Source organism: Enterobacter sp. SLBN-59, from assembly GCF_024807915.1.
GTDB lineage: Bacteria > Pseudomonadota > Gammaproteobacteria > Enterobacterales > Enterobacteriaceae > Enterobacter > Enterobacter asburiae_B.
In genome coordinates, this window is the sequence record NZ_JANUFI010000001.1 from 2,586,666 (window position 1) to 2,602,528 (window position 15,863).

The 15,863-nt window shown below is 56.4% G+C and carries 17 protein-coding genes; 7 read left to right on the forward strand and 10 right to left on the reverse strand.

The features are described 5' to 3' along the window. Positions 1-6: 6 nt before the first annotated feature. Entirely contained in the window at positions 7-1,656 is a 1,650-nt protein-coding gene (locus M2422_RS12355) for a methyl-accepting chemotaxis protein (protein WP_045402276.1), read from the reverse strand. Between the two features lie 244 nt (positions 1,657-1,900). Here M2422_RS12355 and ytfE point away from each other — a divergent pair, with 244 nt between their 5' ends. Beyond that, positions 1,901-2,563, forward strand: a complete 663-nt coding sequence (gene ytfE, locus M2422_RS12360) for an iron-sulfur cluster repair protein YtfE (RefSeq protein WP_048977312.1) — start codon at positions 1,901-1,903, stop codon at positions 2,561-2,563. A gap of 96 nt (positions 2,564-2,659) precedes the next feature. On the opposite strand, the gene cycA is transcribed toward ytfE, so the two are convergent. Together cycA and fklB are read right to left on the reverse strand one after the other, a co-directional pair. Then, the gene (gene cycA / locus M2422_RS12365; protein WP_048977313.1) at positions 2,660-4,069 is read right to left on the reverse strand and encodes a D-serine/D-alanine/glycine transporter; all 1,410 of its coding nucleotides are present in this window, start codon (positions 4,067-4,069) and stop codon (positions 2,660-2,662) included. A gap of 311 nt (positions 4,070-4,380) precedes the next feature. Continuing rightward, positions 4,381-5,001 carry an FKBP-type peptidyl-prolyl cis-trans isomerase gene (fklB, locus tag M2422_RS12370; RefSeq protein WP_008502892.1) on the reverse strand — a complete coding sequence of 207 codons (621 nt, stop codon included), beginning with the start codon at positions 4,999-5,001 and terminating at the stop codon, positions 4,381-4,383. A 233-nt stretch (positions 5,002-5,234) separates the two neighbouring features. Between fklB and M2422_RS12375 the strand changes: the two genes are divergently transcribed. Beyond that, the gene (locus M2422_RS12375) at positions 5,235-5,879 is read left to right on the forward strand and encodes an OapA family protein (protein WP_047646484.1); all 645 of its coding nucleotides are present in this window, start codon (positions 5,235-5,237) and stop codon (positions 5,877-5,879) included. Between the two features lie 67 nt (positions 5,880-5,946). Here M2422_RS12375 and rplI read toward each other — a convergent pair whose 3' ends face one another. Genes rplI through rpsF form a run of 4 tightly spaced genes read right to left on the reverse strand, consistent with a single transcriptional unit; the run spans position 5,947 to position 7,386 of the window. Then, positions 5,947-6,396, reverse strand: coding sequence for a 50S ribosomal protein L9 (gene rplI, locus M2422_RS12380; RefSeq protein ID WP_023310148.1), 450 nt, complete (start codon positions 6,394-6,396; stop codon positions 5,947-5,949). A gap of 41 nt (positions 6,397-6,437) precedes the next feature. Then, positions 6,438-6,665 carry a 30S ribosomal protein S18 gene (gene rpsR / locus M2422_RS12385; RefSeq protein ID WP_000135199.1) on the reverse strand — a complete coding sequence of 76 codons (228 nt, stop codon included), beginning with the start codon at positions 6,663-6,665 and terminating at the stop codon, positions 6,438-6,440. Between the two features lie 4 nt (positions 6,666-6,669). Then, the gene (gene priB / locus M2422_RS12390) at positions 6,670-6,984 is read right to left on the reverse strand and encodes a primosomal replication protein N (protein WP_008502895.1); all 315 of its coding nucleotides are present in this window, start codon (positions 6,982-6,984) and stop codon (positions 6,670-6,672) included. A gap of 6 nt (positions 6,985-6,990) precedes the next feature. Continuing rightward, positions 6,991-7,386, reverse strand: coding sequence for a 30S ribosomal protein S6 (rpsF, locus tag M2422_RS12395; RefSeq protein ID WP_014068637.1), 396 nt, complete (start codon positions 7,384-7,386; stop codon positions 6,991-6,993). Positions 7,387-7,727: 341 nt separating this feature from the next. On the opposite strand from rpsF, the gene yjfY reads away from it, so the two are divergent. Continuing rightward, the gene (yjfY, locus tag M2422_RS12400) at positions 7,728-8,003 is read left to right on the forward strand and encodes a DUF1471 family protein YjfY (protein ID WP_029740378.1); all 276 of its coding nucleotides are present in this window, start codon (positions 7,728-7,730) and stop codon (positions 8,001-8,003) included. Between the two features lie 167 nt (positions 8,004-8,170). On the opposite strand, the gene yjfP is transcribed toward yjfY, so the two are convergent. Continuing rightward, complete coding sequence (gene yjfP, locus M2422_RS12405; protein ID WP_064673127.1) at positions 8,171-8,893, reverse strand: esterase; 723 nt, start codon at positions 8,891-8,893, stop codon at positions 8,171-8,173. Between the two features lie 137 nt (positions 8,894-9,030). On the opposite strand from yjfP, the gene bsmA reads away from it, so the two are divergent. The 3 genes from bsmA to M2422_RS12420 all read left to right on the forward strand — a co-directional run bounded on the left by bsmA (position 9,031) and on the right by M2422_RS12420 (position 11,888). Continuing rightward, on the forward strand, positions 9,031-9,360 hold the full coding sequence (bsmA, locus tag M2422_RS12410) for a biofilm peroxide resistance protein BsmA (protein WP_029740376.1): 330 nt from the start codon (positions 9,031-9,033) through the stop codon (positions 9,358-9,360). A 136-nt stretch (positions 9,361-9,496) separates the two neighbouring features. Next, positions 9,497-9,784: a DUF1471 family protease activator YjfN gene (gene yjfN, locus M2422_RS12415; protein ID WP_032665074.1), complete on the forward strand. Its 288-nt coding sequence runs from the start codon at positions 9,497-9,499 to the stop codon at positions 9,782-9,784. 172 nt (positions 9,785-9,956) lie between these two features. Next, positions 9,957-11,888, forward strand: coding sequence for a methyl-accepting chemotaxis protein (locus M2422_RS12420; protein ID WP_064673126.1), 1,932 nt, complete (start codon positions 9,957-9,959; stop codon positions 11,886-11,888). Here the strand turns inward: M2422_RS12420 and M2422_RS12425 are convergent. Beyond that, positions 11,885-13,507 (reverse strand): isovaleryl-CoA dehydrogenase, encoded by a 1,623-nt coding sequence (locus tag M2422_RS12425; RefSeq protein ID WP_064673125.1) that lies wholly within the window; start codon positions 13,505-13,507, stop codon positions 11,885-11,887. The genes M2422_RS12420 and M2422_RS12425 overlap by 4 nt on opposite strands. Positions 13,508-13,699: 192 nt before the next feature. Between M2422_RS12425 and M2422_RS12430 the strand changes: the two genes are divergently transcribed. Continuing rightward, a complete protein-coding gene (locus M2422_RS12430; RefSeq protein WP_033144467.1) occupies positions 13,700-14,974 on the forward strand; it encodes an MFS transporter in 1,275 nt (424 codons plus the stop codon). A 90-nt stretch (positions 14,975-15,064) separates the two neighbouring features. Here M2422_RS12430 and rlmB read toward each other — a convergent pair whose 3' ends face one another. After that, on the reverse strand, positions 15,065-15,799 hold the full coding sequence (rlmB, locus tag M2422_RS12435) for a 23S rRNA (guanosine(2251)-2'-O)-methyltransferase RlmB (protein ID WP_010427468.1): 735 nt from the start codon (positions 15,797-15,799) through the stop codon (positions 15,065-15,067). Positions 15,800-15,863: the final 64 nt, after the last annotated feature.

A 15,863-nucleotide genomic window follows, 5' to 3' on the forward strand; every position in this document is an offset into this window, starting at 1 on the left:
AAGCCCTTAAAACGTTTCCCAGTTCCCTTCAGACGCCGCCGCTACGGGCTGCGCTTTAGGTACATAGGTTTTCACCGGCGCCGCTTTGACCGCCTGGTTGCGGGTGATTTTGAACACCGCCACCGCTTCGTTCAGGCGGGCAGCCTGATCTTCCAGCGCCGCCGCCGCGGCCGCAGATTCCTCTACCAGCGAGGCGTTCTGCTGGGTCACGCGGTCCATCTCGGCTACCGCCTGGCCCACCTGGTCAATACCGCGGCTCTGCTCGTCAGAGGCCGAGGCAATTTCACCCATGATGTCGGTGACGCGGGTGACCGCATTAACGATCTCTGCCATCGTCTCCCCGGCTTCGTTGACCAGCTGGGAGCCCGCGTTCACGCGCTCGCCGGAATCATCGATCAGCGCTTTGATCTCTTTCGCCGCCTGGGCGCTGCGCTGGGCGAGAGTACGCACTTCCCCTGCCACCACCGCAAAACCACGGCCCTGCTCGCCCGCGCGCGCCGCTTCAACCGCCGCGTTCAGCGCCAGAATGTTAGTCTGGAAGGCAATACCGTCGATCACGTTAGTAATTTGCGCGATTTTACTGGAACTGGTGGCGATTTCGTCCATTGTACGCACCACGCCTTCCACCACGTTACCGCCCTTCTTCGCCGTTGAGGAGGCGTCCAGCGCCAGACGGGAAGCCTGACGCGCGTTATCGGCGTTCTGCTTCACGGTTGCCGTCAGCTGTTCCATGCTGGCTGCCGTCTCTTCCAGAGACGCGGCCTGCTGCTCGGTACGGGAAGAGAGGTCGTTGCTGCCGGCAGAAATTTCACCGGCACCGGTGTAGATGGTATCCGCACCTTCACGCACCACGCCCACGGTGTTCGCCAGCGAGGTCTGCATCTCCTGAACGTTACGCGCCAGGATAGCCATCTCGTTCTTACCTTCAGCCTGAATCGGCTGGGTTAAATCCCCCGCCGCAATGGCGCGAATATGGTTAATCACCTCTTCCAGAGGCAGCAGCAGCACGCGGCGCATGGCTACCCAGCTGGAGATAATCACCACAATCACCAGCAGCATAACCGCAGAGAGGATCCACAGGATGCGCTTGTAGTCGCTTTCATTGTCCTGGATGCCTTTATCGGTAAGCGTTGCCTGCGCTTCACGCCATTCACGGTAAACCGCCTGCATCGCGGTCTGCTTTTGCTCCGCGTTCTGCTTGAACATGTCTTCCAGATTGCCCTGGCTCAGCAGGACGTTCATTTGCGTCAGCGTTGAGGAGTAAATGCGGTACTGCTCTTCCAGACGCTTGGCCAGGTTCTCGTCCAGGCCCGGCGTATTTGGCAGGGCATAGTATTTATCGTAATGGACCTGCGCATCGGCGAGCAGATTTTTCGCCGTGTTGACCAGCTCATTGAGCTGCCCACCGTTAATCTGAGAGGCCATGCTGCTTTGCAGACGCAGCATCCCGCGGTTCAGCGTCACGCGCGCCTGGTTCAGGCTGATCCACGCATCGGTAAACTCCGCCACGTTCTTGCTGGAGAGCTGCGACACGGTGAAGTTGTCTTTATCGTTATTCAGCGCGTTGATAAAGATACCTGCGGAAATCACTTGCATGATGCCGAGCACAAGCAGCACCGAAATCAGAAGGGTAATGACTTTTATACGTTTAAACATGCGTTGCCTTTGTTATATGCAGGTTTGTCTGACGTGGATATATCGGCAGACGCGGCGGGTTGTTTACTGTTTCTACACCTTTAAAAAGTTTCTAAACCACTTTCCTAAGTCCATTCAGAGAGTTAAACGGGATATTTTTTTGTGATCTGCATCTCACTTTCCCCCTTCCCTCTAAAGGGTTATAGCGCTGTCTTAAAGATGCATTTAATATGCATCTTATATTATTGATGACGAGGTAACTGCTATGGCCTTTCGCGACCAACCCCTTGGCGAGCTGGCGCTCTCCATTCCTCGCGCTTCTGCGCTGTTCCGTAAATACGATATGGATTACTGCTGCGGCGGTAAGCAAACCCTGGCGCGTGCGGCCTCACGCAAGGAGCTGGACGTTGAGGTGATTGAAGCAGAGCTGGCGCAGCTGGCCGGGCAGCCCGTCGACAAAGACTGGCGAACCGCCTCGCTCGCTGAAATCATCGACCATATCATCGTGCGATACCATGACCGTCACCGTGAACAGCTGCCGGAACTGATCCTGCAGGCAACCAAAGTTGAGCGCGTACATGCCGACAAACCTTCCGTACCGCGCGGTCTGGCGAAATACCTGACCCTGCTGCATGAAGAGCTTTCCAGCCACATGATGAAAGAAGAGCAGATCCTCTTCCCGATGATTAAACAGGGAATGGGAAGCCAGGCGATGGGGCCTATAAGCGTGATGGAAAGCGAGCACGATGATGCGGGTGAGCTGCTGGAAGTGATCAAACACACCACCCACAACGTCACGCCGCCGCCAGAAGCGTGCACAACGTGGAAAGCGATGTACAACGGCATTAACGAGATGATTGACGACCTGATGGAACACATCAGTCTTGAGAACAACGTTCTGTTCCCGCGGGCATTAGCTGGGGAATAAAAAAGGCCGCTGCGGCCTAATGCCCTCACCCCGGCCCTCTCCCACGGGGAGAGGGTGCAAAAACTAAAAACGGCAACCGAAGTTGCCGTTTTGCTTTTACCTTACGCCTGCCATACGTTTCTTACCGATAAACACCCAGCCCAGCCCCAGCGCGATAAACCACAGCGGCGTGACGATGAGTGCCTGACGGGTATCATCTTCCAGCGTCAGCAGAACCAGCACGAAGACGAAGAACGCCATGCACACCCAGCACATCAGCTTGCCCAGCGGCATCTTGTAGATCGATTTTTCATGCAGGTGCGGGCGCTGCTTGCGGTACACCAGGTATGAACAGAGGATGATGGTCCAGACGAACATAAACAGGATCGCTGAGACCGTGGTGATCATGGTGAACGCGCCAATCACGCTTGGGTTCACGTAGAGCATCACCACGCCGCCCAGCAGGCACATGCAGGAGAAGGTCAACCCTTTTGCCGGTACCGCGCGCTTCGACAGCTTGGCGAACGCGCTCGGCGCCACGCCTTCCTGCGCCAGACCAAACAGCATACGGCTGGTGGAGAATACGCCGCTGTTGGCAGACGAGGCAGCAGAGGTCAGCACCACGAAGTTAATCAGGCTCGCGGCAGCAGGCAGGCCTACCAGCACGAACAGCTCAACGAACGGGCTCTTGGTTGGCACCACGGAGCTCCACGGCGTCACGGACATAATGACGATCAGCGCGAAGACGTAGAACATGATGATACGCAGCGGAATAGAGTTAATCGCGCGCGGGAGAGACTTCTCGGGATCTTTGGTCTCCGCTGCCGTCGTGCCCACCAGTTCAATGCCCACGAACGCAAATACCGCGATCTGGAAGCCGGCAAAGAAGCCGCTAATGCCTTTCGGGAACCAGCCGCCGTCATTCCACAGATGGGTAAACGACGCCTGAACGCCCGTTGGCGACTGGAAGTGGGTGAGCACCATCACCAGACCCACGACGATAAGCCCGACAATCGCCACGATTTTGATCATCGCGAACCAGAACTCCATCTCACCGAACATTTTAACGGTGGCGAGGTTAAGACTCAGCAGCAGAACAATGACCGCCAGCGAGGCGACCCAGTCCGACAGCCCCGGGAACCAGAACTGCGCGTAGGCGGTAATCGCCACGACGTCCGCCATACCGGTGACGACCCAGCAGAACCAGTAGGTCCAGCCGGTAAAATAGCCCGCCCACGGCCCGAGCAGGTCAGAAGCGAAGTCGCTAAAGGATTTGTATTCGAGGTTCGAGAGCAGCAGCTCACCCATTGCACGCATCACGAAGAAGAGCATAAAACCGATGATCATATAAACGAATATGATCGACGGCCCGGCGAGACTGATGGTTTTGCCTGACCCCATAAACAGCCCGGTACCGATGGCACCCCCAATCGCAATGAGCTGAATATGACGGTTAGTGAGATTGCGCCGTAGCGACTGTTCAGACGACGCCTCTTCGTCGGCGACGACTTTGACCTGATCTACCATGTGATATTTTCCTGTTTATGCCTGTCTGTGTTGTTAAGGCTCTTCTGGCCTTTAAATACGTCAAAAGATGACGTTCCCTTGTAAGGGCTAATCGATATTAGGTAAGAATCGGCGGGATGAATACTATGATTTAGATATTATGTTAATAATATGTTGAAAGTGAGTGTCATATCACTCATACAGCGCGAAACAGCTCACAAAAATACACGCAACAGTTTCGTTTGCAAGATAAAATGTTGATAGCACCGTAACTATAGGTTTTTACACTATTTTCCTCTCCCCAACCGGGGAGAGGAAATAAGAAAATTCGATTACAGAATTTCCAGCAGCTCGACTTCAAAGACCAGGGTGCTGAATGGCGGGATGGACGCGCCAGCGCCGCGCTCGCCATAGGCCAGGTTATGCGGGATAGTCAGTTCCCATTTGGAACCGACCGGCATCAGGGTCAGAGCTTCGATCCAGCCTGCGATCACGCCGTTGACCGGGAATTCAGCCGGTTCGCCGCGCGCCACGGAGCTGTCGAACACGGTACCGTCGATCAGTTTACCGGTGTAATGCACGCGAACGTGGTCGGTACGCGCCGGGATTGCGCCGTCGCCCTGATTGATCACGCGGAACTGCAGACCAGACTCGGTGCTGTTCACGCCTTCACGCTCGCGGTTCTCTTCCAGATATTTCACACCTTCGGCCGCCATCTCTTCGAAGCGCGCGCGACGCACGGCGTCAGCACGTTCGTGGATTTCACGCAGCGCACGGTGCACAACGTCTACCGGAACGGCAGGCTGTTTGCCTTCCAGCGCGTCAGCGATACCCGCCACCAGCGCTTCTGGTAACAGACCTTCCAGGCCGGATTCGCTCAGCTGCTGTCCTACCTGCAAGCCGATACCGTAACTTGCCTGCGCTTCGATAGTGTCAAAAGTCGGGGTGGTCATGGGTTTTCCTTCCATCACATTTAAAGTAGCGGGCAGCATATCAGCCATGCCCTTATGGGTAAAACTTTGTCTGAAGTTAAGGTGACAAACCGCGACGAAACAGAAACAATAGAGATAACCAGGATTAATCCCGAACTGATGTCACGGATGTCGGGTTTACTACGCCGTTCAGGCAGTTAGCAAACTATACTTCGGGACACAGGATAAAAAATACGCGGAGCAGGAGGAGTGCCATGCCCGGGCGATTTGAACTGAAACCTACCCTGGCGAAAATCTGGCAGGCGCCGGACAATTTTCGCATCATGGACCCGCTGCCTCCTCTGCATCGCAGAGGGATCATCATTGGCGCGCTGATGGTGATCGTGGGCTTCCTGCTTCCTTCCGGGGGCGATGATGTCGATACCGCACCCGTCACCCGCAATGCCCAACTGGACATTCAGTCGCAGACGCGGCCTCAGCCTGACGCACAGCCGATGCAGACGCAGCTCGTCACCCCGTCTAACGATCCGGGTCAGGTCGCGCCGGTTGAGCCAGAGCCCATTCAGGATGAACAGCCGCAGGATCAAGCCGCCGCCCCGTCTCAGCCTCAGGCGCAACAGCCTACCGGTATTGAGCAACAGTGGCGTTCCTATCGCGTAGAGCCGGGCAAAACCCTGGCGCAGCTGTTCCGCGACCACAACCTGCCGCCAACCGACGTGTATGCCATGGCGAAGGTGGAAGGTGCGGGTAAACCGCTCAGTAACCTGCAGAATGGTCAGATGGTACAGATTCGCCAGAATGCCAGCGGGGTAGTGACAGGGTTAACGATTGATACGGGAAGTGGACAACAGGTACTGTTTACCCGCCAGCCAGACGGCAGTTTCATCAGGGCGCGTTAAGACCCGGATCTGTAAAAAGCAAAACGCCGGCACAAGGCCGGCGTTTCAACGTGAGCAGAGTAAAAAATTACTCAGCTACAACGTTAACAACCAGTTTAGCGAACACTTCGCTGTGAACCTGGAAGTCAACTTCGTGCTCACCAGTGGTACGCAGAACGCCGTTCGGCAGACGAACTTCGCTCTTAGCCACTTTAACGCCTGCTGCAGAAACTGCATCAGCGATATCGCGGGTACCGATGGAACCGAACAGTTTACCTTCGTCGCCTGATTTAGACGCGATGGTAACGGTGCCCAGTGCGTTGATTGCTTCAGCGCGAGCGTTAGCAGCCGCCAGAACGTCAGCCAGTTTGGCTTCCAGTTCAGCGCGACGTGCTTCGAAAAACTCTACGTTTTTCTTGGTAGCTGGAACAGCTTTACCCTGTGGAACCAGGAAGTTACGTGCGTAACCCGCTTTAACGTTAACCTGATCACCCAGGCTGCCCAGGTTTGCTACTTTATCAAGCAGAATAACTTGCATTACCTTATCCTCTTAAAGTCGTATTAATGGACCGTGCCCGATTACTGATGACGATCAGTGTACGGCAGCAGGGACAGGTAGCGAGCGCGTTTGATAGCGCGAGCCAGCTGACGCTGGTATTTTGCACGAGTACCGGTGATACGGCTTGGGACAATCTTACCGCTTTCGGTGATGTAGTTTTTCAGCGTTGCGATATCTTTATAGTCGATCTCTTGAACGCCTTCCGCGGTGAAACGGCAGAACTTGCGACGACGGAAATAACGTGCCATATGGCTAGTCTCCAGAATCTATCAAATCAATCTGCTCGGCATGCAGAACCATTTTGCTCAGGCCGTTCTTTGCCTTGTGGCAAGAGATGAACCCCTGAACGATTACTGCGCTACCGACCGTTAAACTGTGAGTAATGGCCTGGTTTTCGTGTCCGCTAATAATAACGGGCATTTGGCACCACGCCTGCCGGTGAAACCCGGCTTCCTCTTGCACAGAACGATGCTCAAGCACGAACTGGCAATGCGGAATTCCTGATGGACTGACCTTTCGAAGGGGAGCCCTGCATACGATGCCGGACAACGCCAGACGGTTGGTCATCAGAAATTACTCTTCAGAATCCCCAGCATCAGAATCATCTGCGGTTTCGTTTGCGAAATCATCGCGACGCTCACGGCGCTCGTCTTTCGCTTTAACCATCGGAGATGCTTCGGTAACTGCGTTTTTGGTACGCATAACCATGCTGCGGATAACGGCATCGTTGAAGCGGAAGGTAGTTTCCAGCTCATCGATCACTTCCTGCGGCGCTTCAACGTTCATCAGAACGTAGTGTGCTTTGTGCAGTTTGTTGATCGGGTAAGCCAGCTGACGGCGGCCCCAGTCTTCCAGACGGTGGATCGTACCTTCTGCACCAGTGATGGCAGCAGAGTAACGCTCGATCATACCCGGAACCTGTTCGCTCTGGTCAGGATGGACCATAAAAACGATTTCGTAATGACGCATCGAATTGCTCCTTACGGATTATTCAGCCTCCTGTCTGGGTCAGCCGAGGCCCGGGGAGGCAAGGAACGTGTTAAAGGTCGGCTGAAAAATTGACGCGTCATAATACTTGCGCGCCCCTGGAAACTCAAGCTGATTGCACAAATAATTCGCACAAAGCGCGAAGCGGGTCTAAGTGGGTGATTTAAAATTGGTCACACCCGGAAGCGTTGTTTTTTTGAACAACTGCATCAGAAATGGTCACGCATCCCCGCCGGATGAGTGATTACACTTTAATCAGAGATCGCCTGAATTAAAGAAGGAGCATCCCCCCTCTCGCAGCACGTAGTCGTGGAGCGCATATCATGAAAAAAATCGCATTAGCCATAATGGCGGCGCTTTTGCTCAGTGCAAACGCGATGGCAGCCATCAAGATAGACAGCCGACAGGCCAGAAACATGGATGATGTGCAAAGCTTGGGCGTAATTTACATCAATCATAATTTCGCCACGGAAAGTGAAGCAGATCAGGCATTAAACGCAGAAACCGATGCGCAGGGCGCAACCTATTACCACGTGATGTTAACCCGTGAGCCCGGCAGCAACGGCAACATGCACGCCAGTGCAGATATTTACCGATAACGCTTTAACGCTAGCACCAGGAAAGCCAACAACGAGAACATAGCCATAGTTGACGTTGCCCCCTGCCCGGGGGCTTTTTTTTGTGAATAGCTCCGGAATACTCCCGGTAAAAGAGTCCCCAGAGATCCTCCCGAAGCGGGAAGATAAGGGCGTCAAAGTCCCGCGCGTTACAGGTGCTGGCGGAAAAACGCCACCGTGGCGTCCAGCGCCGTTGGCGTAATGCGGTGGCGGACGCCCGGTTCCCACAGGCAGGTCAGATTACCGTCCAGCCCTTCATTCATTAACGCCTGCTGCAGACGGAAGGTTCCCTCGGGCGGGACCACATCATCCGCGTCACCGTGCCACAGCAGCAGCGGGCGATCGGCCACGCGCGGCAATGCCCGGGTCACTTCCCACTCTGCCAGCGTCGCGGTCATTTCCGTTAAATCCTGAGGGGGAAAGAGGGTCTTCGCCAGCGAAGTAAAGTAGCCCGAGCCCATCAGACAGGCGACAGACTTCACTTCAGGATGATGCGTCATAATCCCCAGCGCCGTCATACCGCCCATCGATGCCCCGGCTACCGCCAGACGATTGTCGGCCACCAGCCCTGCCTCATAAAGCGCATCGCGCAGCCCGGAAAACTCGGTCAGACTCCCGTGCAGAATGTGCCAGAACTGCCCCAGCCGCGCCTGTTCATTACCCGTAAAGCGTGCGCCGTGGTCGGGTGCATCTGGCATCACCACGCGAAAACCCGCCTGCGCCAGCGCTACCGCAAAATAACTGTAAACCAGCTTCGATGAGGTAAACCCGTGATAAAAAACGACAACAGGCAGCGGTTTATCACGTTTACCCGCCGGCATCGCGTGTAAAATTTCATGGTCGCCGAGGTGGCGTATTTCAATTTCAATCATTGTCGACCCTGTGCGAATCTATGATTCATAATGTTGAGAACTGGGTTACGCTTTCGCGTCATTTTCATTCGAAATATACGTCCCAGATAACACTTCGGGAACATTCCCCCAAAACTAAATTCACAGCCAACTACACTATGGCTATCAGGAAACGAGATATGGTTATGCGCAGGTTTGCTGCTTTATTGCTGGTGTTTCTGCTGAGTGGCTGTAGCGCGCTGCAGGGAACGCCGCAACCCGCTCCACCGGTCGCCGATCATCCACAGGAGATTCGTCGTAATCAGACGGAAGGATTACAACGAATGGGCACCATCTCCGCGCTGGTTCGCGGCTCTCCGGATGACGCAGAATCGGCAATAAAAGCACAGGCCGTCGCCGCCAAAGCAGATTATTACGTCATCATTATGATCGACGAAACCATCATAACGGGACAGTGGTACTCACAGGCCATTTTGTACCGCAAATAATGGTTTTCCTTTGAACGAGATTTACACTGCTTTGCGTCCATAGACATTTTCCTGTCCACAATAAACTCCACGCCCGCATCAATGGAAGGGAGTTTATTAGCGAAGGATTGCCCGGCGGATACCGGATATATGTGAAATGGAGCTGACGATGAAACGAACTCTTGCTTTGACCTCACTGTTGCTCTCAGCAGGCCTGCTGAGCACCACCGCGCAGTCAGCAGAATTCGCCAGTGCTGATTGTGTGACTGGCCTGAATGAAATTGGCCAGATCTCCGTGAATAATATCTCGGGGAGCCCGCAAGACGTTGAACGTGTCGTGGCATTAAAGGCCGATGAGCAGGGTGCTTCATGGTATCGCATCATCCAGATGCAGGAAGATAACCATATCGATCGCTGGCGGGTACAGGCCATTCTCTACGTGTAAACTCCCTCCTGATAAAAGCCACTTATTTTTAGTGGCTTTTCGTTTTTGCAAATTTTTTATCTTATATAAAACCAATAAAGAACAATTGAATAACATTTTGTTACATTAAAACAGTAAACGTAATCTCCGCTCTGCCGTTGAAGAACCATAACTTTTCAATGATGAGCAATTTATGATCAACTTTTTCCGCCGTGCGGGCCTGGGGTCGAAACTCTCGCTGCTGACTGGCGTCAGTGTCGCCACGCTGTTTCTGCTATTCACTTTTCTGCTCAGCCAAAAAGCCAGCCAGCAGCTTGAAGCCCTTGCGGTCGAAGATCTGCATAATCAGTCCACCGGCATGGTCGACATGGTGCAGATGTTCAACACCAGCCTGAGTGAAGAGGTTGAGAGCTATACCCGTCTGTTTACCACCTTTTTACCGCAGCCCCTGAACATTGATAATTCCCAACACCAGACGATTAACGGACTTAGCGTTCCGCTTCTGAAAGGCGGAGACACCGGGCTGCATGAAAATAACACCCTTTCGGACGAGTTCCTGAACCGTACGGGAGCCATTTCGACGCTGTTTGTACGCAGCGGTAACGACTTTGTTCGCGTAGCCACTTCCCTGCGCAAAGAGAATGGCGATCGGGCAATGGGTACCGTTCTGGATAACGCCAGCCCGGCCTTTGCCGCCGTCAACAAAGGTGAAGTGTACCGCGGCCTGGCGCTGCTGTTCGGCAAACACTACATCACCCAGTACCAGCCCGTTAAAAACGCCGAAGGGCAGGTCATTGCGATTGTCTTTGTCGGGGTGGACATCACCCACTCCTGGAACGTAATGCGCGAGAAAATCCTCAACCGCCGCCTGGGCGAGAGCGGTCACTTCTTCGTGCTGGATCGCAGCAACGGCAAAACGCGCGGGCAATACCTGTTCCATGCCAGCGAAGAGGGAAAACAGCCGAAGTGGGACGGCGCGACGCAGCAGCAGCTTCTGGGTGACAAACCCGGCACGCTGGAGCGTACAAGCGACGACGGCCGGACACTGAAAATGGCCTATACCCCGCTGCCGGGCTGGAACTGGACGATCGTGGGCGAAGTGGATAAATCGGTGCTGCTCTCAAGCGTTACCGCCATGCGCGATCGCTTCCTGCTGGCCGGCGTGGTCTTATCCATCCTTTTTGCTGGCCTGTTCGTGGTCATTATTCGCCGCGTGCTGACCCGTCCGCTGCGCAACGTTATCCATCTTGCCCGACAATATGCCGCAGGGGATCTCCGTTCCAGCCTGCCCGTGACCCGCCAGGACGAAGTCGGCCAGCTGATCGATGCTATCAACGGCATCGGCGGCGGCCTGCAAAAAATTGTCCTGCAGGTTCGTGAGGCAGCAGGCGAGATCCATTTGGGCACCAACGCGCTGGCCGCCGACACTGGCGAGATTTCAGAGCAGATCAACAAGCAGGCCAGCAGCGTGGAGGAGACGTCCGCCAGCATGGAGCAGCTGGCCGCCACCGTGCAGCAAAATGCCGCCAACATGGAGCAAACACAGCAGCTGGTGGGTGAAACCTCGCTCGCGGTCCATCAGGGCGGTGAGACGGTCACCCATGCGGTGTCGACCATGGACGACATTCGCGAAGCGTCAAAACGCATCGAAGACATCACGCGCGTGATCGAATCCATCGCTTTCCAGACCAATATTCTGGCGCTGAACGCGGCAGTGGAAGCGGCCCGCGCAGGCGAGCACGGAAAAGGGTTTGCGGTAGTCGCGCAGGAAGTTCGCGCGCTGGCGGGTCGCAGCGCTAACGCGGTGAAGGAGATTGAACAGCTGATTGGCGATACGCTCAGAAAAGTGAGTGAGGGTCATGCGCTGTCTGAACGGACGCGCCTGGCGATGGACGACATCATCATTCATATCGATAACATCAGCCAGCTGGTCACCGAGATTAACCATGCCTCACGCGAGCAGTCCGCCGGGATCGGCCAGGTGAACCTTGCCATGACCCATATTGGCGAAGCGTCGCATATCAATGCCGATCGCATCTCACGCAGCGAACAAACCGCTCAAACGCTGCGCGAGAAGGGTTCACACCTGACCCAGCTGGTGAGCCTGTTCCAGCTAAAAGGCTAACCAACTCTGCCCGTCGCACGCAGCAGCAGGTCGCTTTGCACCTGCTCGCTCATCAGCGTGCCGCCACGGGTATCCAGCATCATACGGCACCACGCCTGCGCCACCGGGGGCGATGCGTGCCGCAGCATCTGGCTTCCGGCACCCAGCAAGAAAAGCTGCTGCGCGATCTCCCGCCCCTGCGCCTCCTGCGGTTTACGCAGTTTTTGCTGAAGCTGTCGCCAGCTGCGGTCGAAGTGTCTGTCCTGCCCTTTCACCTGCGCAAACTCATCGGCAAGCAGGTCGTGAATACCCGGCTGCTTCGCCAGCACGCGCAGAACGTCCAGGCACATAATATTTCCTGACCCTTCCCAGATGCTGTTGACCGGCATCTCGCGGTACAGGCGGGGAAGTTCGCTCTCTTCGCAATATCCGATCCCGCCCAGCACCTCCATCGCCTCAGCGACAAACGGGATGCCCGCTTTACAGACGCTAAATTTCGCCGCCGGGGTAAACAGCCTCGCCCAGGCGGCCTCCTGCAGATTGGCACGCTTGTCCCACGCCCGGGCCAGGCGGAACAGCAGCGCCGTGTGCCCCTCCAGCACCAGCGCCATGCGGCTTAGCACTTCGCGCATTAACGGCTGATCGATGAGATTTTTGCCGAAGGTCTGACGCTGGTGGGCATGGTACAGCGCCACCGAAAGCGCCCGACGCATCAGTCCGTGGCTGCCCAGTGCGCAGTCAAAGCGCGTCAGCCCGCCCATTTTGAGGATCTGCCGTACCCCTTCGCCCTCTTCCCCCAGCAGCCAGCCAGAGGCATCAAGGAACTCCGCCTCGCTGCTGGCGTTGGAGCGGTTTCCGAGCTTGTCCTTGAGGCGCTCAAGACGCACGGCGTTGCGCTGTCCGTCAGGCAAAAAGCGCGGCACAAAAAAGCAGGATAGCCCGCCCTTCGCCTGAGCCAGCACCAGATGCGCATCGCTTTGCGGGACGGAGAAAAACCATTTATGCCCCACCAGCCTGTAGCTGCCGTCACTGCATTTTTCCGCTTTGGTGGTGTTGCTAAGCACGTCCGAGCCGCCCTGCTTTTCCGTCATCCCCATGCCAATCAGCAGGCCGCGCTTTTGCGCGCCAGGGGCAAGGTGCGGATCATAGCGATCGCTGAGCAGCGGCGTCAGCCAGTCGTGAAATGCTTTGGGGAGCGCCTGCAGCAGCAGCGGCGTGGCGGCGAACGTCATGGTGACCGGGCAAAGCGTGCCCGCCTCCACCTGAGCATGCAGCACAAAGCGTGCGGCCCGAGCGACAAACGCCCCTTTACGCGCCTCCTCTTCCCACGCCAGGTTATGCACGCGGTTGGCGCAAAGCCCCTGCATCAGCAGATGCCACGCCGGATGAAAACGCACGTCGTCCAGCCGCTCCCCGGTGGCGTCATAGCGTAACAGCTCGGGCGGGTTGACGTTTGCCAACCGGCCCAGCTCCAGCGACTCCGCGGTGCCCAACTGCTGCCCGATGCTGGCGAGCAGCTCAAAATCCCACTCGGCTCCTTCACGCACGACCGCATCGCGCAGGGCGCAGTCCGAGAGGAAAAGGTTGCTGTTGGAAAGCGGTGCAGGTTGATTGAAAACGGTATGGGTCTGCCAGTGCATGCTGTCTCCCTCCTTCAGTGGCAATGACGATAAGTATGGACAGACCGCGCGCACGCTGCATGGGAGGGGAGTCACACGTTCACGATCCCGCTGATATCATTCGTGAAATAGCTCACAGAACATAAGAATAAACTATTTCATGACTCCGCTTTTGTTGAATAATTTATTCTTACACCTTAAGTGAGGATCGTTATGCAACCGGACGCGCACAAGCGAGCATTAATTGCAGGCTCCATTGGTAACTTTATCGAGTGGTATGAGTTTGCGGTCTACGGTTTTCTGGCGACCGTCATTGCGAAAAACTTCTTCCAGCTTGAAGGAGAGGCGGGGCTGACCAGCCTGATCCTCACCTACGCCTCGTTTGCCATCGCCTTCTTCTTCCGCCCGCTGGGTGCGGTGGTGTTTGGCCGCATCGGCGACCGGATTGGCCGTAAGCCGACGCTAATCATTGTGCTAGTGCTAATGACGCTCGCTACCGCCGCCATCGGCGTTGTGCCGGTCTACGCCAGCATCGGGATTGCCGCGCCGCTGATTATTACGCTGCTACGCATCCTGCAGGGGCTGTTCGCGGGCGGCGAGTACGGCGGCGCGGTCTCGCTGATGACGGAGTTCGCCCCGCGCGGCAAGCGTGGGCTCTATGGCGCGTGGCAGTCCTTTACCGTGGCGCTGGGGCTGCTGGCGGGCGCAGGCATCGTGGCGCTGCTCTCCACCCTTCTCACGCCTGAAGCCCTGCACGACTGGGGCTGGCGCATTCCGTTCTTCCTGGCGCTGCCCATGGGCGTTGTGGCGCTGTGGCTTCGCGTCAGTATGGAAGAGACACCGAGCTTTGTGCAGCAGCAGGATAAACCGGCTGTCGCTCAGGCGGATACTGCCGCCACGCTCCGGGCCATCGTGATGGGAATTGGGCGCGTCATGGTCTGGTCTGCGGCGGGGTATACCTACCTGGTGATTATGCCGACCTATCTGCAGTCGGCGCTGCACACCGGGTTCAACCAGGCGCTGTTGATAGCGGTGATTTCAAATATTGGTTTTGCGCTGACCATCATTCCGTCGGGGATCCTGAGTGACCGGATAGGGCGCCGCACGGTGATGATTCTCGCCACCGCGCTGCTGCTGATCCTCGCCCTGCCGCTGCTGAAAATCCTGCAGGCGGAGTCCAGCACGCTAGCGGTGAAGGCTGTTGTGGTGCTGATTGCGGGCGGTCTGGTGGGCATGCTGGCGGGTCCGGGCCCGGCGATGCTATCTGAGATGTTCCCGACGCGCGTGCGCTATACGGGGCTGGGGCTGGCCTACTCGTTGTCGAACGCGATCTTCTCGGGATGCGCAGGGTTAATCATTACCGGGCTGATTAAGCAGACGGGCAACCTGGATATTCCGGCGTATTACGTGATGGCGACGGCGGTAGTGAGTATTTTCGCGCTGATGACGCTGAGGAAGGACGACCATTTGCGGTCACTGGAGGAGTGAGGTTGTCACCATCAGGTGCCCTCACCCAGCCCCTCTCCAACGGGGAGAGGGAGAAAACACAAAAGGCCGTCCTGTGGACGGCCTTGCTGTTTATTCTCCGCGCTGACGCACCGCTTCAAACAGGCAGATACCCGTCGCAACGGAAACGTTCAGGGACGATACGCTGCCCGCCATCGGGATGCTAATTAGCTCGTCGCAGTGCTCGCGGGTGAGACGACGCATGCCTTCGCCTTCCGCACCCATCACCAGCGCCAGACGGCCGGTCATTTTGCTCTGGTACAGAGTATGATCCGCTTCACCGGCGGTACCGACGATCCAGATATTCTCTTCCTGCAGCAGACGCATAGTGCGCGCCAGGTTGGTCACGCGGATCAGCGGAACGTTTTCCGCCGCGCCGCAGGCCACCTTCTTCGCCGTCGCGTTCAGCTGCGCGGAGCGATCTTTCGGCACGATCACCGCGTGCACGCCCGCCGCATCGGCGCTGCGCAGGCACGCGCCGAGGTTGTGCGGATCGGTAACGCCATCGAGGATCAGGAAGAACGGGTTATCCAGCTCGGCAATCAGATCCGGCAGATCGTTTTCCTGATACTGACGACCCGGCTTCACGCGGGCAATGATCCCCTGGTGGACCGCGCCTTCGCTTTTCTCATCCAGGAACTGGCGATTCGCCAGCTGGATCACCACGCCCTGCGCTTCCAGGGCGTGGATCAGCGGCATCAGACGCTTATCTTCACGCCCTTTCAGAATAAACACTTCCTGAAAACGCTCCGGTGCGCGCTCGAGAAGGGCCTGCACCGCGTGGATGCCGTAAATCATTTCACTCATTGATGGTTCTCGTAATAAGTATTTCCCCTCCCCCCGCTGGGGAGAGGGTCAGGTTGAGGGGAGA